At 49.7% G+C, this 24,210-nt stretch carries 19 protein-coding genes and 1 pseudogene; 2 read left to right on the forward strand and 18 right to left on the reverse strand.

All coding sequences use genetic code 11. The features are described from left to right. Positions 1-1,349 (reverse strand): NTTRR-F1 domain (locus ACE41H_RS02565; RefSeq protein ID WP_375353167.1); only part of this gene is annotated, 1,349 nt, incomplete at its 3' end. Between the two features lie 524 nt (positions 1,350-1,873). On the opposite strand from ACE41H_RS02565, the pseudogene ACE41H_RS02570 reads away from it, so the two are divergent. Both ACE41H_RS02570 and ACE41H_RS02575 read left to right on the forward strand, forming a co-directional pair. After that, positions 1,874-2,653: pseudogene (locus ACE41H_RS02570) on the forward strand (glycoside hydrolase family 16 protein); the annotation flags it as partial. 226 nt (positions 2,654-2,879) lie between these two features. Next, positions 2,880-3,806 (forward strand): S66 peptidase family protein, encoded by a 927-nt coding sequence (locus ACE41H_RS02575; RefSeq protein WP_375353168.1) that lies wholly within the window; start codon positions 2,880-2,882, stop codon positions 3,804-3,806. Positions 3,807-3,895: 89 nt separating this feature from the next. Here ACE41H_RS02575 and ACE41H_RS02580 read toward each other — a convergent pair whose 3' ends face one another. The 17 genes from ACE41H_RS02580 to ACE41H_RS02660 form a co-directional block, all read right to left on the reverse strand. Then, positions 3,896-5,539, reverse strand: a complete 1,644-nt coding sequence (locus ACE41H_RS02580) for an MGH1-like glycoside hydrolase domain-containing protein (RefSeq protein WP_375353170.1) — start codon at positions 5,537-5,539, stop codon at positions 3,896-3,898. A gap of 48 nt (positions 5,540-5,587) precedes the next feature. Beyond that, positions 5,588-6,922 (reverse strand): ABC transporter substrate-binding protein, encoded by a 1,335-nt coding sequence (locus ACE41H_RS02585; RefSeq protein WP_375353172.1) that lies wholly within the window; start codon positions 6,920-6,922, stop codon positions 5,588-5,590. An 89-nt stretch (positions 6,923-7,011) separates the two neighbouring features. Further along, positions 7,012-7,851, reverse strand: a complete 840-nt coding sequence (locus tag ACE41H_RS02590) for a carbohydrate ABC transporter permease (RefSeq protein WP_375353174.1) — start codon at positions 7,849-7,851, stop codon at positions 7,012-7,014. Between the two features lie 6 nt (positions 7,852-7,857). Further along, positions 7,858-8,763, reverse strand: a complete 906-nt coding sequence (locus ACE41H_RS02595) for a carbohydrate ABC transporter permease (protein ID WP_375353176.1) — start codon at positions 8,761-8,763, stop codon at positions 7,858-7,860. A 77-nt stretch (positions 8,764-8,840) separates the two neighbouring features. After that, positions 8,841-10,082 (reverse strand): response regulator transcription factor, encoded by a 1,242-nt coding sequence (locus ACE41H_RS02600; protein WP_375353178.1) that lies wholly within the window; start codon positions 10,080-10,082, stop codon positions 8,841-8,843. Further along, on the reverse strand, positions 10,057-11,952 hold the full coding sequence (locus tag ACE41H_RS02605) for a sensor histidine kinase (protein ID WP_375353180.1): 1,896 nt from the start codon (positions 11,950-11,952) through the stop codon (positions 10,057-10,059). Before ACE41H_RS02605 ends, ACE41H_RS02600 begins: the two co-directional genes overlap by 26 nt. A gap of 135 nt (positions 11,953-12,087) precedes the next feature. Further along, a complete protein-coding gene (locus tag ACE41H_RS02610; protein ID WP_375353182.1) occupies positions 12,088-13,101 on the reverse strand; it encodes a metal ABC transporter substrate-binding protein in 1,014 nt (337 codons plus the stop codon). A gap of 197 nt (positions 13,102-13,298) precedes the next feature. Beyond that, positions 13,299-13,481 carry a hypothetical protein gene (locus ACE41H_RS02615; RefSeq protein ID WP_375353184.1) on the reverse strand — a complete coding sequence of 61 codons (183 nt, stop codon included), beginning with the start codon at positions 13,479-13,481 and terminating at the stop codon, positions 13,299-13,301. A gap of 23 nt (positions 13,482-13,504) precedes the next feature. Further along, complete coding sequence (locus ACE41H_RS02620; RefSeq protein ID WP_375353186.1) at positions 13,505-13,663, reverse strand: hypothetical protein; 159 nt, start codon at positions 13,661-13,663, stop codon at positions 13,505-13,507. Positions 13,664-13,784: 121 nt separating this feature from the next. Then, positions 13,785-14,435 carry a response regulator gene (locus ACE41H_RS02625; protein ID WP_375353188.1) on the reverse strand — a complete coding sequence of 217 codons (651 nt, stop codon included), beginning with the start codon at positions 14,433-14,435 and terminating at the stop codon, positions 13,785-13,787. Continuing rightward, complete coding sequence (locus ACE41H_RS02630; protein WP_375353189.1) at positions 14,425-15,381, reverse strand: sensor histidine kinase; 957 nt, start codon at positions 15,379-15,381, stop codon at positions 14,425-14,427. Before ACE41H_RS02630 ends, ACE41H_RS02625 begins: the two co-directional genes overlap by 11 nt. 475 nt (positions 15,382-15,856) lie before the next feature. Further along, positions 15,857-17,206, reverse strand: coding sequence for an efflux RND transporter periplasmic adaptor subunit (locus ACE41H_RS02635; RefSeq protein WP_375353191.1), 1,350 nt, complete (start codon positions 17,204-17,206; stop codon positions 15,857-15,859). Positions 17,207-17,233: 27 nt separating this feature from the next. Further along, on the reverse strand, positions 17,234-20,368 hold the full coding sequence (locus ACE41H_RS02640) for an efflux RND transporter permease subunit (protein WP_375353193.1): 3,135 nt from the start codon (positions 20,366-20,368) through the stop codon (positions 17,234-17,236). A 186-nt stretch (positions 20,369-20,554) separates the two neighbouring features. Then, positions 20,555-20,719, reverse strand: coding sequence for a hypothetical protein (locus ACE41H_RS02645; protein ID WP_375353195.1), 165 nt, complete (start codon positions 20,717-20,719; stop codon positions 20,555-20,557). Positions 20,720-20,778: 59 nt separating this feature from the next. After that, positions 20,779-21,858, reverse strand: a complete 1,080-nt coding sequence (locus ACE41H_RS02650) for an AI-2E family transporter (RefSeq protein ID WP_375353196.1) — start codon at positions 21,856-21,858, stop codon at positions 20,779-20,781. A 140-nt stretch (positions 21,859-21,998) separates the two neighbouring features. Further along, positions 21,999-23,420: a sensor histidine kinase gene (locus ACE41H_RS02655; RefSeq protein WP_375353198.1), complete on the reverse strand. Its 1,422-nt coding sequence runs from the start codon at positions 23,418-23,420 to the stop codon at positions 21,999-22,001. After that, a complete protein-coding gene (locus tag ACE41H_RS02660) occupies positions 23,398-24,105 on the reverse strand; it encodes a response regulator transcription factor (RefSeq protein WP_375353199.1) in 708 nt (235 codons plus the stop codon). The genes ACE41H_RS02655 and ACE41H_RS02660 overlap by 23 nt, the downstream gene beginning before the upstream one ends. Positions 24,106-24,210: the final 105 nt, after the last annotated feature.

Here is a 24,210-nt window from a genome sequence, read left to right on the forward strand (position 1 = left end):
CCTGTAGCTCCTGTTGCTCCGGTCTCTCCTGTCGCACCCGTAGCTCCTGTTGCTCCGGTCTCTCCTGTCGCACCTGTGGCTCCCGTTGCTCCTGTCGCACCTGTGGCTCCTGTTGCTCCCGTCGCTCCTGTGGCCCCGGTGTCTCCCGTTGCTCCTGTCGCACCCGTGGCTCCGGTGTCTCCCGTCGCTCCCGTTGCTCCAGTATCACCCGTTGCTCCTGTCGCTCCGGTATCACCCGTTGCTCCTGTTGCCCCGGTCTCTCCCGTCGCTCCGGTTGCTCCAGTATCACCCGTTGCTCCTGTCGCTCCAGTATCACCCGTTGCTCCTGTCGCTCCAGTATCTCCCGTCGCTCCCGTCGCCCCGGTCTCTCCTGTTGCTCCGGTCTCTCCTGTCGCACCTGTAGCTCCTGTTGCTCCGGTCTCTCCTGTCGCACCCGTAGCTCCTGTTGCTCCGGTCTCTCCTGTCGCACCTGTAGCTCCTGTTGCTCCGGTCTCTCCTGTCGCACCTGTGGCTCCCGTCGCTCCTGTCGCTCCAGTATCTCCCGTTGCTCCTGTGGCCCCGGTGTCTCCCGTTGCTCCTGTCGCACCCGTGGCTCCGGTGTCTCCCGTCGCTCCTGTGGCCCCGGTCTCTCCCGTTGCTCCGGTTGCTCCAGTATCACCCGTCGCTCCTGTTGCCCCGGTATCTCCAGTTGCCCCTGTCGCTCCCGTTGCTCCTGTCGCTCCAGTATCTCCCGTCGCTCCTGTTGCCCCGGTATCTCCAGTTGCCCCTGTCGCTCCCGTTGCTCCTGTTGCTCCGGTATCTCCCGTCGCTCCTGTGTCTCCCGTTGCTCCTGTCGCTCCAGTATCTCCCGTCGCTCCTGTCGCTCCAGTTGCGCCTGTAACGCCGCTGTCTATCAGAAGAGCGACATCATCAACTAGCAGATCCGAAACGCCGGCTACAGGAACAGAGATCGTTACCCGCACTTCATTCGCTCCAAGCGGTACTGCTGCTGCAGTTGTCAAATAAACTTCCAGCCAGGCATTATTCGTATCAATTAATGGCACCCGAGTTGCAGGTATATTTGCTGTCAAACCATTGAGCACAAGTACACCCGAGTTCAAATAGTCGACAACTAAGTCGACAGCCGGACTTCCACCTGCGGTAGGTGCAGCCAATGATACAAAAAATTCAAAGTTTTCCCCAGGTGTGGCCGACTGAGTCTGTGTGATGGAGGCAACACCGGTTAACTGTGCACTAAAAGTTCCTGAATGACTGAACGCACCTGTTACTGCAACGGTTCCGGATGAGACCCAAGGAGTTAAAAGCCCCGTCTCAAAACCACCGTTTACAATACGATTCAAGATTGCCAAGAATATTTCACCACTCTCTTATCTTAAACTCAGCTTTGCGTTCTTAAAACCAAAAACGTAAAGCCTGCTCTATACTATTAAATAGTGTTCCTCTTTGAAACGGCATTTGCTATTCTATAATGCCTAATATGTTTGCTGTACCCCTCGAAGATTGCATTAATTCCTCCTTCCCCCCGGTGTTGTATCTATAAAAATCTGAATACATTACCTCAAAACTTTAACGATAATCAATAGAATAGAAGCCCTTGCAGACTATGAGCTTATGTATGATCGTGAGGAACAAAGAAGATGCATGCTTACCTGCAGATTTTCTGTAAAATACAGCTTGTATATGGATTATATTCCCATTATACTATGATTGTAAGCGCTTTATTGGTATAAACCTATCTACTTTCTGCTTTACGTGCTGTCCGGAAAGAGAAAAGTACAAAGAGAGGTGATCCCCTTTTCAGTGGCCAATAAGCCTGTTGCCGTCCGGAAGTGTCCAAGATCCAGGTTTCATATTATTTGAGGGAGGGAATAATATGTTAAGAAAAGGAATATGTGCGGTTGTGCTGCTCAGTCTCCTGGTCGCTCTGTTTCCCGCAAAACAAGCAAGCGCAGCGAACTGGACTCTGATCTGGAGCGACGAATTTAATGGAAACTCGTTAAACCGGTCCTATTGGACCCCTGAAATCGGCACCGGAAGCGGCGGCTGGGGAAACAATGAGCTGCAGTACTATACCGACCGTTCGCAAAATTTGCAGGTAACCGGCGGCAATCTGGTGATTACGGCACAAAAAGAAGCTTACGGCGGAATGAATTACACCTCGGCCCGAATCAAAACCCAAAACCTGCAAACCTTTACTTATGGAAAAGTGGAAGCGCGGATCAAGCTGCCATCCGGTCAAGGGTTATGGCCGGCATTCTGGATGCTTGGCAGCAACATCAGCTCGGTCGGTTGGCCGTATTGCGGAGAAATCGACATTATGGAACGGGTAAATAATAATCCTTATGTAAACGGCACTGTGCATTGGGATGCGGGAGGTTACGCTCAGTACGGGCGCGTGTCGGGCAATCTGGATTTTTCCCAATACCATGTGTACAGCATCGAGTGGGACTCCAAATATATCCGCTGGTTTGTCGACGGACAGCAGTTTAATGAATTTTATATTGAGAACGCAACCGGGAACACCGAAGAATTTCAACGGCCGTTCTTTGTTCTCCTGAACATGGCGGTCGGTGGAAACTGGCCGGGACCTCCCAATAACTCGACGCCGTTCCCGTCACAAATGCTGGTCGACTACGTGCGCGTATATAAAAACAGCTGACTGTAGAACCATTTCACTATGGGGTTGTCCAAAGTCATCGACGATGGCTTCGGGCGGCCCCTCTTTATTATTCCTGTCATTGAACGGAACTCGACTTTCCCATGTTTTTTAAGCTCCAGTGAGATTCGTTTTTGTACTGTGCAGCTGGCTTTATAAATATAATCTAATGACTTGAAATCACGACAGCTTCTTCTTATATTCAGGGAAGGAGGATCAGGAAATGCCGATACGTCCGCCAATATTGCAAAGAGGCGATACCATTGGAATTGTGACCTTGGGCAGCCCTTTGGATGCAAGCACCATTAATGCAAGGATCGAAGTGTTGAGAGCCATGGAGTTCAATGTCGTATTGGGACAACACGTATATGCACACAACGGATTCCTGGCAGGCACAGACGAGCAACGCGCATCCGATTTGATGATGATGTTTCAAAATCCACAGGTGAAAATGATCCTGCCCACAAGAGGCGGCACAGGAGTGGCCGGCATTCTGCCGTACCTTGATTATAATGTGATCCGAAATAATCCTAAAATCGTTACAGGCTACAGCGACATAACTGTTCTGTTAAACGTACTGTATCAATTTGCAGATTTAATCACATTTCATAGTCTGCTGCTTATAGACTTTAAAAACGAAACGCCTGCTTATAATTTCGAGCAGTTTTTTTCCGCGACATCCTTGCTTTCATGGAACCGACGGATTCTGAATCCACCCGGCATTCCACTGATGAGCAGAGTTCCGGGCAACGCAACGGGGCAACTTGTAGGAGGCAATCTGACATCTTTTGTCGATACGTTGGGTACACCTTTCGAAATCGATACACGGGATAAAATTCTGGTGATTGAAGAAACCCATGAATCAACCAATACCGTCTACAGGTTTCTAAATGATTTGAAGCTGGCCGGAAAATTTGATGATTGTATTGGCATTATTATGGGGGAGTGCACGGGTTGTCAGGCGGCATACGGCACATCCTATAAGGATTTGATTAACCAGTTCATTGTCCCCCTCGGCAAGCCGCTGATCACGAACCTGGCAACAGGACACGGTGTGTACAAAGCTGCTTTGCCGATTGGCGCAATGGTGAATCTCAATTCGATCAATAATTCCATTACGGTGATTGAACCTGTCATCAGTGCAGTTTGAAAATACAATTTGAACGTCAAGTGAAAAGCCCGCGTTATCCGCAGGCATCAATTTTACAAATGTCGTATGCGATTCGGTCTGCCTGCCGATCAGTATGTTGGATAAATCAGTCCGATATCACGTTTTCGTTGAAAAGCTCTACCCTGCAGCACGAGCAATTCGTTCCCATTGACGGAGAACTCAAGCTCTGCGCCCTGGTACCAAATGCTCCCCTTTACCGTTCTTGTGCTCATGCCGAGAACCCCCTTCAGTCGGCCGCTGTGGTCGGTAATGATCCGCACTCCAGCCGGGAACCGGACATAACTTTCCCCGTCACGCACGATTTCGCTGCCCTCCGCCAGGTTGATCAGTTCATACATCGTTCCGTCCACGCTGCGGGCATATGCCGTATACGGCGCAACCTCTTCGCCGTGGTCGAAAGCGTACGGTACCAGACCGGTAAACCACAGCTCACCGTCAGGCGTTGGCATAATGCCGCACAGCCGTTCAACGTAGTCTAGTACACAGAGGATCGCCGGTGAGTAAACTTCCGTGAACCCCTCCTCCCCGGTCCATGGGCTTAAGCACTGGGCAAAACGTTTCATCTTGGCCATCGCAGCCAGAATCGGGAACATGACCCACGTCAGCTCCACATGCCTGCTATGATGCTCGAAGGCGTGCGGGGCACGGATCAGGCTCAAAAAGTTAGACGGACCGCTCCAACTGTTATAGCTGGAGAACGGATCGAAGCGCGGATCATCCATGGCCATGGAGGTGAACGGATATTTGGCAAAAAATTTACGTGTGTTCAGCAAATACTGCTGCAGCATCGTATCGAAAAACGCACGGTCGCCGACCTCGCACGCCATTACACGCAGCAGCACATCGGACTGTGCGCGGACAAACCGGTCATGCCGATCCAGGTCGTAGAAGAAGTAGTCCTCGGTGTCGAAGCACTGGGTAAACAAGCTTTGCAGGCTCTTCTCCGCTTTAACACGCCATTCTTCTCCGTTCTCGCCAAGCGCTTCGGCGATCCGGGCCAAATAGGTGCGCTGGCAGTAAACGTTGGCCGTTAAATCCGGCGCGATGAACGGCAGGATCGGCGAATCCGGATAGCAGCGCGCCGGGTCGCCGAGATGCGGCGTATCCGGCACATGCCAGAAGCGCGGCGACAGATCATGGCCGGTATCGAACGTGCAGAACGCCTCAACACCACCTGTTCCGCGGGTATTGCGGTTTTCGGCCAGCCACTGGTCATGCCTGCTCATCGCGGAATACATCGTGCGCAGGAAATCGTCGTTCCGGTCATGCAGCGCATCATAATTCCAGACACTGCGGGCCAGCGGTGTGACCATCTGAATTTGGCGAAACACCGGGCCATCCGCCGTCACCTTGTAGGGCAACAGCCCATCCTCACGCTGGTGAGCCGCAAAAGCGCGGTATGTTGATTCCGACACCGAAGGTATGAATCGTGCCAGCAGTTCTGCGTTAATCGTGCCCGTGCTTTCCAGCCAGCAGCCGAGGTAAACGCCGCCTTCATGCAGGATCGGCTGCGAGCCGCCGGTTGGAACGATGCAGTCCAGCAGCTTCCCAATCGCGTGGTAGTACACGTTCTCCAATGGGCCTGGCGAAACAAACCGAACGCCGGACCGCTCCCATTCAGCCAGAACGGCGGCATCTGACTCCTTCTTCAGCGGGCCGGCCTTTTGGACCATGTCTATACTGCGCAGCCGTTTCAACAACTGCTCTCTCATCCGATTTCCTCCTCGTTTGTTACCGGTTCACCAGCGCAGGAACCCCTGTTATTTATTGCTTTCGAAAATTTTGACCGTCCCGCTATAAAAATCGGCAACTGCCTGCTCGACCGTTTTCTTGCCAAAGCCGATTTCCTGAACGGTCGTCTCCGCCAGCTTGGAAAATTCGGAGAATCCCGGCAGATTGTAACTGACCGCAAACGGTTCGCTCTCAGCCTGCTTGGAAACCCTGCTCGTATAGTCGTAAATGATGCTGTCTACCTCGTTCGCATCGCTTTCGAGCAGCTTGCGGTTGGGGGCCGTTACCGGCACGCCGCGGTCGTTGCCAAGAATCTTCGCCACATCCGGATCGTTGACCCAGAAGCTCATCAGCCGGGCGACCTCAGCCGGATGCCCGGTTTTGGCATAACCGGACATGCCCTGACTGGATTCGAACACAACACCGGTTCCCTTCTGGCCCCGTGGCACCTGCACGAGTGTCAGCTTATCCTGTGTCATACCTTGCATCGCGGTAAGCTGGTTGGAGGCGGCCAGCGTCATTGCGACCTTGCCTGTAATGATCAGCGACTTGCCCGTATCAGTCGGCGGATTGGATACCTGCAGCTCCGGTGTGGCAACGCCGCCAGCTTCGGCAGTCTTTTGCCAGAAATCAAACCATGGACGAATATCCGCTTCCGTGTAGCCAAGCTGGTTGTTCGGCATATCGTACAACTGCTTTCCGTGCTGCTTTAAGTAAATATCCATGCCGTCGAAGGTGAAGTTATATGTGCCATAGTAACCTTTGCCGAGCTTATCGGAAATTTGCTTGCTGACCGCCGCATAGTCTTCCCATGTCCAGCCGTCCAGCGGAACAGGAATGCCCGCTTTCTCGAACATCGACGTGTTGATGATGATGCCTCTGGCGTTGGCGCCTGCCGAGATATGCTGCAGCTTGCCGTCAAATGTGCCGTATTCCACCATCGCTTTATCCACATCCTTCAGGTCGAGCTCCTTGCCGACGTAAGGGCCGAGATCCAGCAGCACGCCCTTCTTCGCATAATCGACAACATTACCGCCGAGAAAGAAAACGTCCGGTGCGGTGCCTGATGCAAGCTGCGTATTCAGCTTATCGAAATAACCGGAGTTCGGCGCGAATTCGCCGATTACCTTAATGTCTGGATTTTTCTCCATAAACAGCTTGAGTGCCTCATTCGTACGGTCAGCGCGGGCTTGATCCCCCCACCACATCACGCGCAGCTCAACCTGCCCGGGGGCTGATCCGGTATTCGCCGTTCCGCTGTTAGCGTCGGCTCCCCCGGGCGGTCCACCGCTCGTTCCTCCCGAGCATGCCGCCAGTACGGTCATCAGAAGAGCTAATGTGCATGCCAGCATTGTTTTTTTCATACAACTGCTCACCCCTGTTTTTTGTATTGGTATAAAGCGCTTACAATTACGTTTTGCCAGGCTGCTAACTTTTTATTTCAAGTCACTTCTTATTTCAAGCCTGTCGTCGCAATCCCTTCCAGGAAGTACTTTTGGAACAGGAGGAAGACCGCCGTGATCGGCAGCAGTGACAGCGCGGACATCGCCAGCAGAGCGCCCCAGTCAGACTGGCCGGAAGGATCGAACAAGGAGCGGATGCCAAGCTGCACAGTGAACAGCCGGATGTCGCTCAGGTAGATCATTTGACTGAAGAAATCATCCCATGACCAGATGAATGTGAAAATCGCCGTCGTAATCAGTGCGGGTACAAGCAGCGGCAGCATAATCCGCAAATATATTTGCCGCTGGCTGCAGCCGTCGATCGTCGCGCTCTCATCCAGCTCGCGCGGAATGCCACGAATGAACTGCACCATCAGCAGGATGAAAAAAGAATCATGCGCCAGCCATTTGGGCAGGATCAGCGGATAATAGGTGTTGATCCATTGAAACTCATTGTAGATCATGTACTGCGGCACAAGTGTAACGTGGTAAGGCAACATAATTGTCACCAGCATAAGTGTGAACCACAGCTTCTTGAACCGGAATTCGAGCCGTCCGAAGGCGAAAGCCGCGAATGAACAGGTGATGACATTTCCGAGCACACTCATAACTGAGATCAGCGCCGAGTTCATGAAAAAGCGCCCGAAGGATACACCGTTAAGTCCCCGCCAGCCATTGATGTAGTTATCAAGTGTGAACTGTGCCGGCCAAAGTCCCGTATTGGTGAAAATCATCGTATTGGGCTTGAAGGAGCTGGCGATGAGCCAGAGGACCGGATATAGCATGCCGATGCCGATCAGGATGATCACGATATGCCTGCCCAACCGGGTCAGATTTTGCCTGTTCGTCATGGCATGTTACCTCCCTTCTCTGCCATCGCCGTAGAACACCCAATATTTCGAGGTGCTGAACACGATAGCGGTGAATATTCCGATAATGATGAGCATAATCCAGGCCAGTGCGGAAGCGTAACCCATGTCGAAGAAGGAGAAGCCCTTCAAATACAGGTAAAGCGTGTAAAACATCGTTGCATCCAGCGGCCCGCCGCGTCCGTCCCCGATCATGAAAGCAGGCGTAAACGCCTGGAACGTGTTGATGATGCTCATAATGAGATTGAAGAAAATGACCGGTGACAGCAGCGGGAGCGTAATCCGGAAAAACTGCCGCATTTTGCCCGCCCCGTCCACCTGTGACGCCTCATACAGATCGGCCGGGATTTGCTTTAAGCCAGCCAGGAAAATGACCATCGCCGAGCCGAACTGCCAGACAGACAGTGTCACGATCGTGTAGACGACGTAATCGGGATGGGAGATCCAGGACGGTCCTTCGATGCCCAGTTCGGCCAACAGCCGGTTGACGACCCCGGTTCCTTCAAACAGTTGCCGCCATACGATCGCAATGGCTACGCTTCCTCCGAGCAGGGATGGCAGATAATAAACCGTACGGTAAAAGCCGAGCGCCCTGATGCCTTTGTTCAGCGCCATCGCTACAAGCAGCGCAAAGATCAGCCGCAGCGGAACCGACAGGAATACGTATTTGAAGGTGACGGCAAGCGAGGCGGCGAATGTGCTGTCTTCGGTAAATATCGTGACATAGTTATCCAACCCGATCCAGACGGGCGGGCTGAACAAATTGAACCGGGTCAGCGACAGGTACAAGGAAGCGAGCATGGGACCAAGTGTCAGGCAGAAAAAGCCGAGCAGCCATGGCAGCAAAAACGTATACGCGGTCAGATTGTCCCGTGCTCTTGGCAGTTTGCGCATGCGGTGTACACCCTCCTTATGGGCGAATAATAGTTGGTATAGGTTTAGCATACCCGCGATACGCATACGCCGGAATTCTATTTCTTCGGCTCTTCGCTCTTAAATTTTTCGGGTTGCTGCTGGCGGTACTCCGATGGGCTCATGCCGTACATGCGCTTGAACTTGGTGCTGAAATAGCTCGCATTGGAAAATCCTGTAAGCTCCGCAATTTCCCACAAACCCAGCTTCGTCTCTTCCAGCAGGCGGGTGGCATGCACCATACGGATGTCGGTCAAGTATTGAATGAACGTCTTGCCAACCTTTGCTTTGAACATCTCGGAAAAGTACGACGGATTGTAGTTAAACCGTTCGGCGATCATCGTTAAATTCAGGTCGAACATGTAATTATCGTCTATGTATTGCTGTACCGCATCCATAAGCGATGGTTTGTCCTTCCACGTGAGCAGTGCAGACAGATAGCCTTCACCCCACTGCTTAAATCCGGTGATGGAATGACCGATGCCCACAAAGGGCTCAATTCCGATGTAAGCGAACACATTTCTTTTCAGCGTATCGCTCAGGTGAGCGAGTCGTTTATCGTCCAGCGTTGATACGATGTGCATCAATCCCGGATAGTTCGGATCATGAAATATGCACGCCGTTTCGGCATAGGGATGCACGTTTTCGCGGCAGACGAGCTCGAACGGTAAACGGAGCTTTTCCGGCGTGCGCACGGATTCTTGTCCTTCCAGATCGGATGACCGCTCCCGCAGCCCGACCGTCATGAAACGGACGGCGCAAGCATCCCAGTCATGCAACTGGAACAGCCTGGCCTGCTCCAGCATATCGCGCTCCTGGACAAGCTTCTCCTTAACGAGATGCACGATGAAATGCTCCTTCATCTCCATGTAATATTGTGACAGTCTCCATTGCATGATGGATGCCTGGCCCTGCTCAGCCCGCTCGGCATCAAGCTCTTCGCGCAGCCGAGTCAACGCTTCGGTCAGCTCGGTTCTGGCTACGGGCTTGAGCAAATAATCTCTGGCCTGGTGCCGGACGGCGGCCTTCGCATAATGAATATCCTCGTAGCCTGTAATGATGAGCAGCCGCAGCTCCGGGTGCTGCTCATGGCACGCCTTCAGCAGGGAAACGCCGTTCATGAGCGGCATATTCATGTCCGTGATGACAATATCAAATCCTTCATCGGCAAGCTTTTCCATCGCTTCGGCACCGTTCCCCGCTTCTCCGGCAATCGTCAGGCCAAGCTGCTCCCAATCTATTTTCAGTCTTAGGCCCTGGCGGATTTCCCGCTCATCATCCACGATCAACACTCGATACATGCGCAATCTCCTCCCGGAATGGCAAAATAAGTTCAATGACGGTCCCTTCTCCGGCAACCGATTCAATCCGCAATCCGAACAGCTTTCCATAATACAATCTGCAGCGGGCTAGCACGTTGCCTAGTCCGATCTCCCGGCTGCGGCTGGCAAGGATTTGGTCAAGCTGGGCGTAGGCAGCCTGGTCCGTCAGCTTGCGCAGTAGCTCTGCAGGCATGCCCGGTCCATGATCAGTGACCGACAGCCGGACGCAGTCATTCTCTCTCCTCACCCGGATATTCACACAGGCTTCAGGCGATTGCCGGAAGCTGTACTTGACAGCGTTTTCAATTAAAGGTTGGAGAATAAATTTGATGATCATGGCATCTTCCAATCCTTCATCCACCTCCATGGTCAGGTGCAGCTTGTCCCCGAAGCGTACTTCGAGGATGGACATATAATCCTTCACATATTTCAGCTCCTCTGTGAGCCGGATTACATCGTCGCTAATGCGGAGTGAGAAGCGCAGCATTTTGCCAAGCGCTTCGATCACCTGCACCGTATCATCCGTCCGCTTCTGCATTGCAAGGGAACTCATCAGCTCCAGCGTATTAAACAGGAAATGCGGATTGATCTGCATCAGCAGTGTCTTGTATTCCGCCTGCTGGCGCAGCAGCTTCAGCTCAAACTCGGTTTTGATGTGGGTACGAAGCTGGCTGACCATGTTACGGAACGTTGAGGTGACGAAACCCACCTCATTGCGCACGCTGCCGCCGGCGGGGAGCTTGGCTTCGGCGCCCGCGAAATCGCCACGCTGGACATGGTGCATAGCCGACACAAGGCGCGACAGCGGCCTCGTAATCCCGTGCGACAGCCAGATAGCGATGAGGACGGACACAAGCAGCAGAATAACCGCGAACGTCATCATGCTGTCCCGCAGCTTGAAGAGCTGGCCGTACAGATCCGCTTCCGAGACGAAGCCTACCAGCATCCAGTCGGTACGGACTAGCTTTTTGTATACCAGAATCTCGTCTCCCTCCTCCTGGCCTGGGGTATATTCAACGCCCTGCTTGTTCGTTCCGGCGCGCAGCCCCCCCACCTTGTCCAGCATGTCTGCATGTTTGCTGTATTGCTTCTGGGACAGCATCGGCTGCAGAAGCTCATTCACGAGAAAAATCGTGCCGTTCTCTCCCAGATGAATCCGGTTCAGCGGGTCCAGCAAATAGGAGGAGCTAATATTCACCTTCATTATGGTTTTGGCAAGAGACGGCTCGAAGTGCCCGATCGGCATCAGCAGGCTGATGACAGGCTTGTTATTGTACTGCTGCGAATACCGATCGAGATGGGCAGGCACCCAGCGAATGCTGTGCTCCTTGAAATCCCGGTACCACGCCTCCTCTTTGAAGGAAGGATCGTTGACCACCTCGTTGTTCATGCCGATTCGCAGTCCGTCATCCCGGTAAAGAAATACGGAGGAGATGATCGAATAATTGTTTGTCGTCTGGGTCAGAAAGCGGCTGAAGTTGAGGTTCGCGAGACTTTTCTCGCCTGCCGACAGCGCCGGATCGGCCATGGCCAGCTCCCACTGGTGCGTCAGCTCGCTGTTGAAGACGAGCGAGGAGAAATCATACATTTGCGCCTGCGCCATATCGATGAATGAGCCGTATTCGTCCATCTTCTCCAGTGCCGAAGACTCAAGATAGGAGCGGATAATGGAGCGTGATTCATTGAACAACAGCAGTGTCATGACGTAGAAAGACAGTACGAACAGCAGCACGAATGCCGTGATCAGGCGGCTTTTAAGCGAATACAGCATACGGGTCACTCCCTCGTCGGCTTTAAAGGAACACCTTGACTTGGATGCCTTGGCAACGCCCATAGTATACCATGACAAATGATGCCTTCAACCCTCACCCATAACATAAATGGGAGGTACGAAAAAAAGGCCTTGACTTAATCGCCAATTGATCGTAGCGAGTCGTCAGGCCAAGATGATTATACTGTATCCGGTCCATCATCATTCAATGTGTTATTCGTTCAACGCCGCCTGTAAAGCTTCAAGATTCTGACGCATGACTTTAATATAATCAAGCCCGTCAGCCAGCTCTTCTTCAGACAAACCTTCAATCGGATTCAGAACCGCAGATTTGGCTCCGATCTCGTTAGCTATCGTATCAGCCACCTTGGAAGAAACCAGTGTCTCGAAAAAGATCGTCTTCACGTTGTGCTCCTTCGCGAACTTGACGATGTCAGCCATCCGGGAAGGAGACGGCTCCTGGTCAGGCGACAGTCCGGCGATCGGAACTTGAGTCAGTCCGTACTGTTTGGCAAGATAACCAAAGGCGGCATGCTGTGTGATGAAGTCCTTGCGCTTGCTGTCCTGCAAGGCTGCGGTAAAATCCTTGTCAAGCGCTTCAAGCTCGGCTACATAAGCATCGGCATTGGCTTTGAACTGGTCTTTATATTCCGGAGCCGCTTCAGACAGGCCCTTTTCGATGGTGCGCACCTCCTGAGCCGCCAGTGCCGGAGACAGCCATACATGCGGGTCCAAGCTCCCGTGGTCGTGGTGATGACCGCTTTCTCCGTGGCCCTGAGCTTCATGCCCTTCTTCTGCGTCTTTCAACAGTTCGATCCCATGACTGGCTTCAATGGCCTTAAGCCCGGAACCAGTCGCGCTATCGAGAACCTGTTCTGCCCAGCCTTCCATGCCCGCACCGCTGTATATGAGCACATCGGCATCCGTAATGGCGGCCATATCCTGTGCCGTCGGCTCCCAATCATGAGGCTCCATGCCTGCGGGAACCAGATTTTCCACATTGGCCAGATCACCTGCAACATGGCGCGTAAATTCGTACATGGGATAAAAGCTCGTTTTAATCTCCAGCTTTTCCGTTGCCTCTGTGTTTGCGGATGCTCCTGTTGAGGATGAACTGCTGTTACCAGCGCTATTATTGCCCTCCGAACTTGTACTTGAGCCGCATCCGGCTGCCACCAGCATTACAGACAGAGATAACGCAGTTAAACTATGATTCCAAAATTTCATTTTCTTAAACCCTTTCTTTATTCGTAATTATTACACATTAACAATAAAACATATTATAGTAAAAATTACGATTTGTAAACCTATTTTCCCTTACTTCCGGCATATAACGAGCAAATTCAAAAAAACCGGAGCAAAAAACAGGCACCGGTTTAAAGTGTTGGCGGCCGTATCAGACTGCGACCAGCCAAGGTTGTGATTTATTGAATTTTCTCCGGAATGGGAAGGTGGTTAGCCTGCTTCTTCCTCTTTTTTGAGGATTTTTTGCCCTCTTCCCCGTTTTCTTCCATGTATGAAAACTCAGGTAAATAATAAAGAAAAAAATCAAAAAACGGCTCATTAAGGCCTGGATACTCTTGTTCTTCCTTATGAATCGAATTCATTGAATCCCTTCCTTTTAACGTTGCTATTTCTTTCTTCCGGCAGTTTCCTTGGATTTCACCGGCCCGTTCGTCCGTCTTTGTGCCGCTATCTCAGTCAGCTCGGGCAAATACTGAATAAACTTTTCGAAGAATTGATCATTAAAAAGCGGATACGTTAGTTTCTCCTTTTGATTTAAATTCATGCTTCTCCCCCTTTGAGAGCTCAAACATCTCCTTATCCAGATGTTATATTAAAGAGCAAATAAAAAAATCGTACAAAGGGGCAGGACCCTTATGTACGACCGGGCAATATATATCAGCTTATTACAAATGGAGAATTCCCCGTTCCACGGAAACAGCCACTGCTTCCGAGCGGGAATCGACACCCAATTTATTGTAGATATTCGTGAGATGAGCCTTTACGGTCCTTTCGGAAATCCCCAGATCAAAGGCTATTTCTTTGCTTCTGCAGCCGCGGGCGATCGATTGCAGAATGAACATTTCTTTCTCGCTAATTAAGGTTTGTTCACGGACTGGAACTGGAGGCGTCTCTTTTTTCAACCTGTCTGCAAACACTTTTGCCGTAATTTCCGGTTGAAGCAGCGTTTCTCCGCGCAGGGCGGATTCAAGTGTCCGAAATAAATTTTCACGGCTCGTATCCTTGAGTAAATATCCTTTTGCTCCCAGTGACAGGCCTTTAATCATTAAATCATCTTCGTTATATGTCGTGAGAATAATGACAGGTGTCTTGTTATTTCTTTCTCTAAGCGCCTCCATCGTTTCAAGTCCGCTCATTCCGGGCATGTTCAAATCCATCAGGATGACATCCGGAGCCAGCTCCTCGATCAGGCTGAGAGCTGTGCGTCCCTCTTCCGCTTCTCCGGCTACTTCGTATTGGCTGTTGGTTTCAAGAATAAGCTTTAACCCTTCCCTGACGACCCAATGATCATCAACAATGAACACTTTACATTTCATGACGGGCCTCCTTTGCCAATGGCATCTCAATTTCGATAGATGTCCCTTCCCGTGCGGAGCTTTGAATGCTCATGCTTCCCCCAAGCAATCGCACGCGCTCTTGGATCCCGATCAATCCGTAATGCCCGGCTTTTCTTCCAATGGTTTGGATGTTAAATCCTTTTCCATTGTCTCTTATTTGCATACGCAACATCTGTTCAATATTCATCATACGAATGTATACAATCTTGGCATGGGCATGCTTGGCTACGTTGGTTAAGCATTCTCTTACGATGTGCTTCGCATGCTCAGTAACGAGCGTAGATAGTGATGCCTTCACCTCAAGTTCCAGGTTAACGGGAATGCCTGTAGCCAGGGTGAACCGCTGCGCTTCTTCCCGAACGGCCTCCGTGAAATCAACTTCAACAGCGGATTGGGATCTGAGGTTATCAATGGCTCTTCTCGCTTCGGACAGAGAGCGTCTGGCCTGAGACATGGATTGCTGCACGATTTCATGCGCTCTTTTGGTCCCGCCTTTTGTCAAGTGTGCATCGATGGCTTCCAACTGCATAATAAGCCCGGCCAGTCCCTGGGCAAGGGTATCATGCAGGTCACGCGCCATACGTTGCCGCTCATTGGCCAGCGTAAGCTCCTCCACCTTCTGATGGGCAGTCTCCAGCTCACGGAGAAAGGTCTGGGTCCGTACTCTGGCATGAACCTGCTGATAAAAAAGCAGCGCGTATGCAACAACCACGACAATCAGCATGGTAAGGACAGGCATGAGAATACCGATTTTTTCCCCATTGTGAAACCAGATCACTACAGCACAAAACAGAAGATAGAGAGCCAGAAACAGCATTGTTACTTTCAACGGTTGATAATAAACCCCGACTCCTTGACCGATCAGAACGGGAATCAGGCAAACCAGGACGATCGGAAAGCCGACGGGCAGAAGATATGAGCTCAAAAAGATGATAGCTCCTTGCAGAACAAAATATAACCAGGGTCCGTACCTTACAAGCTTGTGCGCAGACCAATACAGCCAAGGCCCGTACCCTACAAGTCTGTCCGCAAACCAATATAAACAGCAATGCACTGCCATTGCCACGGTAAACAGAATACTCCTCAGTAGCATCGGTTCACTGAGAAGCTGAAATATCATAACCTCGCTATATATGATGGCCACCCAAATCAGAACCGGGATTCTGGAAGTCGTGATTCGCTCCGATTCATTAGGAGTGGCAGCTCTTTTATTATTCATTCTTCACCTCTATATATCTTTTCCAAAAACACCTATGCCAAAAAGAATGGCCATTTCTATACAAACATTATTATATAATACGGGAAAACATCAACAAAAAAAACGTACACAAGGGCAGGGCTTGTGCACGTTCGGGCAATATTCGGGCAGTAGTTCATTCATCTCCTGAATTCGGGCGTGTTCAATAATTCGCGACGGATACCGGAGCACCGTCAGTAAGCATGGTGGCACCTTTTACAACGATTTGCTGCCCTTCCGAGAGACCCTCCGTCACTTGCACCTGATTGGCACTCTCTTCTCCCGTTGTGATCTGCACCTGTTTGGCAACATTCGCTTCTACAATATAGACGTATTTGGTTCCCGCCTTTTCCGTTACAGCTCCTTGAGGAATAAGCAGCCCTTCCGCTGCCCCGGATTGGGTATATACATTGGCTACCATGCCTGCTTTAAGCGTATTGGACGGGTTGTCTACGGAAATTTCAACAGGATAAGCACGAAGTTCTTCATCCATGACAGAGCCGATCGCTGTGATCTTGGCATTGATTCTTTTCTCCAGTGAAGGAATTTCTACCGCCACCGCAGAACCCACTTTCACATTCATCATTTCAGATTCAGCTAAATTCACTTTCACCAGGACTGGATTCGTATTGGCAATCGTGACCACGGCTGCCTGTGAACTGACAAGCTGACCTGCTGTTCCGTTCACGGCCGAGATGGTGCCTGACATGGGTGCTTTCACGGTCGCGTCCACCAGTTGGCTGCGTGTTGTCTGCAGGTTGGAGCGGGCTTGATTGACGCTCGCACGAGATACACCAACTCCAGATCCGTTACGGGCAAGCTGGAGGGACTTCACAGCATTGTTGTACGTTGTCTGTGCGCTTTCCAGGGAAGATTGCGCATTTCTAAGCGTAAGCTTGGCATTATCCAGAGCGCTTTGCGCCTGTCTGGCCGTAGTCTGCGCCTGTTCGAGCTCCGTTTGCGATACGGCTCCGGCGGCAAATAGCTGCTGGCTGCGATTCAACATATTTTGTGCGTCACGCAGAGAACTCTCGGCATCAGCGACGGAACTTTTCGCCTGTTCAATAGAGCTTTGCTGCTGAACGAGGGCGCTTTTAGCCTGATCCACGCCGGATTCTGCCTGCTGTACCGATTGCTCTGCGCTGTCCTGTGCCTCTTTCAGACTGGCCAGTGCCACATTATAGGATTCCTGAGCCTGGGTAATGTTATCCCGAATCTCCTTCTGATCCAGCGTAAACAGGATATCCCCCTTATTTATATTTTGGCCAATACGCAAATTGATGCTTGCGATCGTGCCATTAATCTTTGGGGCAATCTGAACTGATTTGTTAGGAGTCAGGGTGCCGACAATTCCTGCTTCGTCTTTAATGCTGCCTCTTTTTACTTGACCTGTTTCGACAGATACGGCGGCTTGTTCCGCTGGTGCGGCTGCGGGGGATTCTCCCCCGGAGCATCCGGCCAACGCTGCGGCTAAAGCAAAAGCCGATATCATGGTCATGTTTTTCTTATTCATTTTCTCCCACCTCACTATGTTCTGCTTTTAGGGCTGTACACTGTTTTGCTCAAGCTTGCCTTGCTTTCTGGCATCTCTTTTCTGCTGGCGTTTCATTTTGCGACTATTGTGTCTAATCGTCATGTTATCCAGCAAAATATAGATGACAGGAATCAGTATTAATGTAATGATCGATGAGAAAGAAAGACCAAATACAACGATCACGGCCATAGGCGCTATTTCCTGGTTGTTTGGGTCCTGGGAAAATGCCACTGGCAACAAGGCAAGAACCGTCGCAAGCATCGTCATCAGAATCGGCCGCAGCCGCTCGGTTGCCGCCAGTATGATCGCCTTTTCCCTGTCCATTCCCTCCTTGCGGAGCTGAATAATAAAATCAATCATGACAATTGCATTGTTAACAACAAGTCCTGTGAGCATGATATATCCGATAATAGCCAATACACTCAGAGTTGTTCCTGTCAACACCAAGCCCAGTACAACACCTATAAAGGTTGGCGGGATGGAGAACATAATCACAAACGGTGTAAAGAGAGATTCGAACTGACCGGCCATAACCATATAAATCAGTACAATAGACAGCAGCATCGCAATACCGAGGTTTATAAATGATTCCATCATCTGCTCCTCTTCGCCGCCGCTGGTGTCGGTAGAGTAGCCTTCAGGCAACTGCAAATGGCTTAACAGGTTGGCCACATCCCGACTAACAGCAGTTACGTCTCTGCCATCAATATCACCCGTAATTTTAACCTGACGTACCTGGTCTGCACGTGTAATCGTGTCCGGTACTTGCACTTGGCTTAAAGCTGCAACCGCAGACAGCGGAACGTCAAGACCTTGGGCTGTCGTAATCCGCAGCCTTTCCAGGTAAGAGAAGTCCTTTTTGTATTGTTCAGGCAGTGAAATCCGAACATCAATCTGGTCATCTCCGGTACGGTACGTTGTAGCGACAAAGCCATCGAAGGAAGTACGCACAGCCGATAAAATTTGCGCTGCCGACAGTCCGTACCGGGCTGCAAGCTGGCGGTTAATGGTCACTTCATACTCTTCCCTTACAGAATCCAGTGTGCTGGCAACGTTAACTGTTCCTTCAATATTTTTGATTTGCGCGACGAGCTGATCGGAAAGCTCCCTTAATACATCCATATCGTCGCCTTTTAAGTTGACTTGCACAGCAGCACCGGAAGAGAAGCTTTCGGACGCGCTGATGGTAACCTCTGCATCCGGCAGGCTGGTAATCTTGCCACGCAGTTCCGACACAACCTGGTCTGTAGAACGCGTGTGCCCTTCGACCAGGGTTACATTGAGTGTTGCTGCATTCGTCGGATTTACGGTACTGTACCCGCCAGCAGATCCTACGGTTGCCGTCATCTTATCCAATTCAGGGATATTCAATATTTCATTTTCGATTTGCTGCACGATCCTCTGGGTCTCCTCCAGCTTCGTTCCATTCGGCAATTCAACCGATATGTCGAACTCTCCTTGATCACCACTTGGGATAAATTCCATCTTGACCAGAGTTACCATTGCTCCCGCACCTATAAACATAAGAAGGGTAGCCATGATGACGGTTTTTCTATGGTTAATGCTCCAATTCAGCGTGTTGCTGTAGCCTTGTTTGAACTTCTCGAATCCAATATTAAACCAAACGATCGGATTCACGCCGCGGTAAGTGCCTGACGTATATAGCGACTCATCCGGAACTTTGGGCAGGAAGCGGGAGCTCAGCATCGGAACAAGCATTAAGGAAACAACCAATGCCGCGATGTGGGAGAAGATGACCGTCAAGGCTAGTGGTATGAACAATTGCCCTGCAAGACCCTCTACAAACAGAACCGGTAGGAAAACCACAATCTGTGCGAGAGCAGACGCCATGACGGCATTGCCGACCTGCTTTGAACCTTCGATAGCTGCCTGCAGCATGCTTTTCCCCTCATGCCGCTGTCTGAAAATATTCTCAATGATCACGACCGCAAAGTCTACAAAGGAACCCAACCCGAGCAGCAAACCGGCAAGAGAAATGATGTTAATCGTCTGATGTGTGAAATACATCATGATGAATGTAGCCACGAATGAAATCGGAATCACAATGGTCGCGATGATGGTTGAATGTACGCTGTTCAGGAACAATATCAAGATGATGGCTGCGATAGCAATTCCCAACAGAGTATGCTCTACTAACAGGTACATAGAATCGTTAATCGACTCAGAGGAATCTGTAACCAGCTCAAGCTCGCTGCCTTCCGGCAGCTCCTGCCGGATTGAATCCAGGTTTTCCTTCACAGCATTGGCAATCTGCAGCGTGTTGCCTCCAGACGCTTTTGTGACCCCGATGTTGATACTCGGTTGTCCGTTGTAAGTAGAAATGGAAGTGACATCGGAGAAATCATCCACGATCGTAGCAATTTCTTTCAATTTGACTGCTCCCGAGCCAACTGGAATCGGAGTTTCCTCCATTTCTGAAACTGCCTTGTATTCTCCCTGAATACGAATCTGTACTTCAGTGCTCCCCTTTGCCACGGCCCCGGCGGAGCCCGACAGGTTATGATCTGAAAGCGCCTGGGTCACCTGGTCAAGTGTGATTCCGTAGCTTTCAAGTTTCAATGGATCCAGCGTGATACGAATTAAACGGTCTTGCCCCCCTGTTACACTTACTGAGGCAACCCCAGCTATTCTCTCAAGACTCGGCTGGACAACATCCTCAGCAATAGGCTTTAAAATATTAACATCTATATCCCCGGTTAAAGACAGGTTAATGATTGGCTCTGTATTTACGTTGAGCTTCATGATCCGTGGAGACTTGGCCGAATCCGGTAAAGTGTCCCTGACGCTATCCAGGCTATCCCTGATATCTATCGTCGCCTGATCCAGATCAATCCCCCAATTGAACAGAACGGTTACCATGGATGAGCCTTCCTGCGATTGAGAGCTGATCGTATCCACGTTCTCTACCGACGCAAGACTGCTTTCAATCGGTTTGGATACCAATTCCTCAACTTCCGATGGTGTAGCGCCCGGCACACTGGTTACAACGGTTACAACAGGAGATTCCATTTCAGGCATCTTCTCAACCGGAAGTTTGAACACAAAGATGCCGCCCCCGATCAATAAAGCCATAACCAGCATAAAGACGGTTACGGGACGGCGTATTGAAAACTGTGACATCTACTCACTCCCCAGAATTTTTATATGTATAGATTTGGCTTCTAACCATTCGTATTATAGGAAATCACTCTTAAAATTGCTTAAATTCGATCTAAAGGTTGCCTAAAGACAATTTTCCAGTTAATACCTTATCAGAAAGTGCTTTGATTTGTGGAGAAATGAAAAAAAGCCGCAATATGCGGCTTCCTACACGTTTTTCTTTTCTTCAACTTCTGTGGAGCTGATGTCACTCCGTTCTTCACTTTTGGCCAAGGAATTTTCAAGTAAATCGTAAAGAAAAAAATCAAAAAACGGTTCTTTAAAGACGAATAACTCACCTTGCTCTTGTTCATCCTGCTTATTTGATTTCAAGGCTTCACCATCTTCTCTTCTCCATAAATAACAGATATCCAATCAAGACCATTTTTTGTCTATAGCTGCATCCACTTGTTCTTGAAGAACAAATTAAAGACACGCACCGCAATGATTTTCACAATCATATACAGGGGGATCACAATGATCATGCCGATAATGCCCCAAATATCGCCTGCGGCCAGCACCAGAATGATGGTCGTGAGCGGGTGAATGTCCAGGCTTTTCCCGAACACATAAGGGGCCACCAGGTTATCCTGAATCTGTTGAGCGACTAGTATGATAACAAGGGACCATATAGCCGTTGATGGCGACTGCGTCAGACCGACAATAACGATCGGGATCGCGGACAGAATGGCTCCTATAAAAGGCACAAAATTCGCGATCACGGCTACCGCTGTCAGTAAAAAGGCATACGGCAGACCAATAAGAATAAAACCAAAGTACATCAACACCCCTAACGCCAGGTTGATCAGCACTCGCCCGATAATAAACCCGCTCAGCACTTGATCAATCTCTGTAATGATGGAACGGGTTTCGTCTTGGAAACGGGTTGGCGCCGCACCTGCAATCCGCTTGCCTAACTTTCCTTCTTCCTTGAGCATGAAGAAAAGCAGGATCGGGAACGTGAACAGCACAACCGTAAAGTCGGATACAAACGAGACCATTCCTCCTACAGAGTTCGTCAAAAGAGCGAGACCCTTGTTCAAGTAATCCGTCACCGAAGACAGCGGGCTGGCACCTGCCGGAAACAACGAAGAGAGGAACCCGCTCTGCTCCAGTTCGTTGATTCTTTCCCCCAATTCATAGAACAGGTTCGGGATATTATTCAGAAAGCTTACCAATTGCTCCTGAAGCCGCGGCCACTGACTGGCACTGAACCAAACCAGTGCAAGAACAAAGAGCAAATAAATCAACAAAATCGAAGCGGTCCGGTTGATCCTGTACTTTGTCATATATCTGACAAGCGGCCTGATCAGGTAATAGAAGAATACCGCGAGCAATAATGGAATAGCTACAACCTGAACCAACGAGAGCAACGGCTGAAACACAAAGTTTACCTTTGAGCCTAAATAGATGATCAGCAGCACCAATATGATAAAAGTGGCAAAACGCAAAACCTTGTTCTTTATATACAATGGTTTCCCTCCTATAAACCCATTCTTATGGTTATAGAATTTATAAGTTTTCAGCGGAGCTGAACAAATTCTATAACCTCAAGAAAAACTTCCGCTAAACGCGGTCTGTCTTCTGTGAATTACATCGATGGATGTTTTTCTTATTTTTTCAGATGTATCGTAAAGATGGATGATTCTTCATCTCCGGAGCGCAAAGTGAGTGTGCCGCCCATCTTCTCTGTATTTTTGAGTGCAATCGCCAGCCCCAGTCCGGTGCCGCCTGTATGGGTGCGGGCTTGATCACCACGAACAAACGGATCAAAAATCGTAGTCCACAGCTCCTTTGGAATGCCGATACCGGTATCGGCAATTTCGATTCGTACTTCCTGATCATCCTCAACCAGTTCAACCCGTAAATGAGTGCCTGCCGGATTGTACAGTAAAGCATTGGCGATCAGATTTTGAATCACTCGGCCCAGCAGTTCCGGATCGTATTGGGCATACACTTCATGGTCAGGAACGGAAAAATTCAGCAGCAAAGCATTTCGCTCCACATCATCATAGACATCAGCAATACGTTCCCGCAAAAACTCACCGATTTCTTTGCGCTCCACATTAGGCCTGAAATTAGGCGTATCCACCTTGAATAATTCCAGCATATTCTGTATCAGTCGTGTCATCTGGGTGGACTTGTTATAAATGTAGAACAAATATTTCTTTTGCCGCTGCTTGTCTTCCACCCTTCCTTCTACAAGAGCCTGGGCGTATCCATGAATGCTTGTGATCGGGGTTTTGAGATCATGGGACAAATCCATCATCAACCGCTGTTTGCTTTCCTGGGCAATACGTTTCTCATAAGTAGCTCTCTCGATGACATCTGCCATATAATTAAACGTTTCCCCAATAAGATTAAATTCTTTTTCGGCGGAAATAGACAGCCTTGTGTTATAGTTGCCGGCAATCATTTCATGAAGTCCATCCAGAATCGATGCTAACGGTTTCTTGATTCGCCGCGCAATCCAGTAGCTGTATACAAAAACCAGAAGCAAGATTGAACTGATGGCAATAAAAAGAAGAAGTGATACGATCCGGCTTATAGACGGGTCATCCACAACGGAGATGCTGATCAGATCACGTGGTATCTTCACGATTAAATATTTGATCGTTTCCTCCGGATCATTAACGGCAGTTATCGAGTAGTAGTAGGTCTGATCAGCATCATTTGCCAGCAGATCATAGAGTGCAGCTTCCGAATACTTGTACAAGGAATCTTTTTTGTTCCCCACTACTTGCTCTACCTGTCTGTTCGCATCAAGAAGCTCAAGCCAGCCCCCGCTTTGCTGAAGCCTGTCCAGTTCGAGGCCTCCCCCTTGTTTCCAGTCTGCTATATAGTCATGTGCAGCAACCACATCAAGCCCGAGGTTGGTATCCCTCTCTTTCGAGACAATGTAATTAATACCGAGAGGGACTGAGAAGCGTAAAACAATAATCAGCAATATAAAGAAGAGAATAAACAACAAAAAATCAATGACCAGAGAGGACTGCAGCTTCCGATTATTTCTAAATTTCCATAGGCGCTTCAATTTTATACCCCAAACCTCTTATTGTTTTTAAATATTGCGGCTTTCTTGAATCCTGTTCAATCTTCTCGCGGATATTGCTGATATGTACCATGATGGTACTGTCATCGTAAGCGTAATAGTCCTCCCATACGGTTTCATATATTCGTTTCCGGGTAAAAACACGGCCAGGCGCAGACATTAGCAGTTCCATTATTTTATACTCTGTATATGTAAGAGCTACAGGTTCTCCCCGATGAAAGAGAATGCACTGGTTTTGATCCAAGGCAAGCTCGCCCAGTACCAGCTGCCTATTTTCTCCTACAGGATTGGATACCGTTTCAAAGCTGTAAGCCCGTCGTAGCAATGCCTCCACACGGGCCACAATTTCCAGAGGATTAAAGGGCTTGGCAATGTAATCGTCAGCGCCCAGATTAAGACCGAGAATTTTGTCAGTCGCCTGATTTCTAGCTGATAAAAAAAGCACCGGCATCAGGTGAGACTTGCGTATTTTTTTCAGCAGCTGCAGCCCGTCAATCCCCGGCATCATGATGTCAAGGATGGCTAAATCAATACGCTCGCGCTGAATAATGTCCCATGCCATTTGCCCATGCACTGCGCAGGTAACCTCATAATCCTTTTCAAGATACAATTGCAGCAGCTCTGCAATTTCAGGCTCATCATCTGCGATCAGGATACGATATTTCATAATTTCCCACTTTCTTTTTGAGCTGGTCAGCCTACGGTGCATAGTATAAGGCCTTACTCTTAATATTGTGTAAACTGAATCTAAAGATTATCTAAAGATGCTTGC

This window comes from Paenibacillus enshidis (assembly GCF_042136365.1).
In the GTDB taxonomy this organism is placed as follows: domain Bacteria; phylum Bacillota; class Bacilli; order Paenibacillales; family Paenibacillaceae; genus Paenibacillus; species Paenibacillus enshidis.

Bases quoted from the DNA above. Each gene is read 5' to 3' on its own strand.
- ACE41H_RS02615 (WP_375353184.1), bottom strand. From the start codon at position 13,481: ATGAATTCGATTCATAAGGAAGAACAAGAGTATCCAGGCCTTAATGAG.
- ACE41H_RS02580 (WP_375353170.1), bottom strand. From the start codon at position 5,539: ATGAGAGAGCAGTTGTTGAAACGGCTGCGCAGTATAGACATGGTCCAA.
- ACE41H_RS02620 (WP_375353186.1), bottom strand. From the start codon at position 13,663: ATGAATTTAAATCAAAAGGAGAAACTAACGTATCCGCTTTTTAATGAT.
- ACE41H_RS02640 (WP_375353193.1), bottom strand. From the start codon at position 20,368: ATGTCACAGTTTTCAATACGCCGTCCCGTAACCGTCTTTATGCTGGTT.
- ACE41H_RS02625 (WP_375353188.1), bottom strand. From the start codon at position 14,435: ATGAAATGTAAAGTGTTCATTGTTGATGATCATTGGGTCGTCAGGGAA.
- ACE41H_RS02600 (WP_375353178.1), bottom strand. From the start codon at position 10,082: ATGTATCGAGTGTTGATCGTGGATGATGAGCGGGAAATCCGCCAGGGC.
- ACE41H_RS02595 (WP_375353176.1), bottom strand. From the start codon at position 8,763: ATGCGCAAACTGCCAAGAGCACGGGACAATCTGACCGCGTATACGTTT.
- ACE41H_RS02610 (WP_375353182.1), bottom strand. From the start codon at position 13,101: ATGAAATTTTGGAATCATAGTTTAACTGCGTTATCTCTGTCTGTAATG.
- ACE41H_RS02590 (WP_375353174.1), bottom strand. From the start codon at position 7,851: ATGACGAACAGGCAAAATCTGACCCGGTTGGGCAGGCATATCGTGATC.
- ACE41H_RS02660 (WP_375353199.1), bottom strand. From the start codon at position 24,105: ATGAAATATCGTATCCTGATCGCAGATGATGAGCCTGAAATTGCAGAG.
- ACE41H_RS02575 (WP_375353168.1), top strand. From the start codon at position 2,880: ATGCCGATACGTCCGCCAATATTGCAAAGAGGCGATACCATTGGAATT.
- ACE41H_RS02635 (WP_375353191.1), bottom strand. From the start codon at position 17,206: ATGAATAAGAAAAACATGACCATGATATCGGCTTTTGCTTTAGCCGCA.
- ACE41H_RS02585 (WP_375353172.1), bottom strand. From the start codon at position 6,922: ATGAAAAAAACAATGCTGGCATGCACATTAGCTCTTCTGATGACCGTA.